Annotated in this window: 2 protein-coding genes; both read right to left on the minus strand. The window is 70.7% G+C overall.

The window, feature by feature from the left end:
- The coding region (locus tag AB0E98_RS33755; RefSeq protein ID WP_361710317.1) for an ABC transporter ATP-binding protein at nt 1–546 on the minus strand (546 nt) is incomplete at its 3' end.
- Entirely contained in the window at nt 543–1,067 is a 525-nt protein-coding gene (locus AB0E98_RS33760) for a PadR family transcriptional regulator (protein WP_030400807.1), read from the minus strand. The genes AB0E98_RS33760 and AB0E98_RS33755, both read right to left, overlap by 4 nt.
- Between the last annotated feature and the right edge of the window lie 249 nt (nt 1,068–1,316).

Below are 1,316 nucleotides of genomic sequence, written 5' to 3' on the forward strand. Positions count from 1 at the left end.
GCGTTCGCCGTTGAGGGAGTCGAGCGCGCCGGTGGGTTCGTCGGCGAAGAGGACGCGGGGGCTGGTGACGAGGGAGCGGGCCACTGCGACGCGCTGGCCCTGGCCGCCGGAGACCTCGCCGGGGCGCTTCTTGCGGAGGTCGTCGACCTCCAGGCGTTCCATCCAGGTCAGTGCGGCGCGTTCGGCCTCCTTGCGGGAGGTGCCGTTCAGGCGCAGGGGCAGGGCGACGTTCTCGACGCAGGTCAGCTCCGGTACGAGCTGGCCGAACTGGAAGACGAACCCGAAGTCGGAGCGGCGCAGTGCGCTGCGCTGGGCGTCGGACATGGCCGACAGCTCGCGTCCGTTGTAGGTGATGGTGCCGGAGTCGGGGGTGACGATGCCGGCCAGGCAGTGCAGGAGGGTGGACTTGCCGGAGCCGGAGGGTCCCATGACGGCGACGACCTCGCCGGGGTGGATGGAGAACTCGGCGCCGTCCAGGGCGAGGGTGGGACCGTAGGCCTTGCGGAGCGCCTGGGCGGAGAGCAGGGAACCTGCGGGGACAGTCATGGGGCTACCGCCTCACGGAGCTTGTCGAGGCGCGCGGCGGTCAGTTCCAGCCAGCGCAGGTCGGCCTCGAGGTGGAAAAGGGCGTGGTCGCAGATGAGCTGGTCCGCCAGGTCGCCCTTGCGCTTGCGGTCGGTCAGGATGCGCATGCTGCGCAGGTGTTCGGAGCGCTGGGTGTCGAGGACGTCGCCGGCGTCGCGGTGGGTGAGGAGCGCGAGGACGACCTTGGTGTAGAGGGTCGACTGGAGGTAGGGCTCCGGCTTCTCGGGTGTGGCGAGCCACCGCTGTACGTCGGTGATTCCCTCGTCGGTGATCGCGTACCGCTTGCGTTCGGGGCCGCCGCCGGTCTCGATGCCGTCGACCACGACGAGGCCGTTCTTCAGCAGGCGGGACATGGTCGAGTAGACCTGGCCGTAGTGCAGCGGCCGGTCGTGACCGAACTTCTCGTCGAAGGCGCGCTTGAGGTCGTAACCGTGGCGCGGCCCGGACTCCAGGAGCCCCAGGAGGGTGTGACCGATGGACATGCGGAGCACTCTACACACGGTGTATACGCCGCATGTATACGCCCTGTGCAGAGACCGTGGCGGCGGGTGTGGACGGCTTGTTCCGGCGCAGGTCAGAGGGTGTGTGTCACGGTTCCGCTACGACGGGGACCGCACTCGGGTCCTCGCGGTCAGGGCGGTGGCGCGGATCCCGGGCCGCCGCTCCTGGGCGGGCGGCCGCGGCGCGGCATGGGCCCGGTGTCGCCGGGCAGCCGGCCGGCCTCCGCCAGC

It is taken from the genome of Streptomyces sp. NPDC037389 (genome assembly GCF_040636475.1).
In the GTDB taxonomy this organism is placed as follows: domain Bacteria; phylum Actinomycetota; class Actinomycetes; order Streptomycetales; family Streptomycetaceae; genus Streptomyces; species Streptomyces hesseae.

Coding starts and splice junctions, on each gene's coding strand:
- AB0E98_RS33760 (WP_030400807.1), bottom strand. CDS start 1,067: ATGTCCATCGGTCACACCCTCCTGGGGCTCCTGGAGTCCGGGCCGCGC.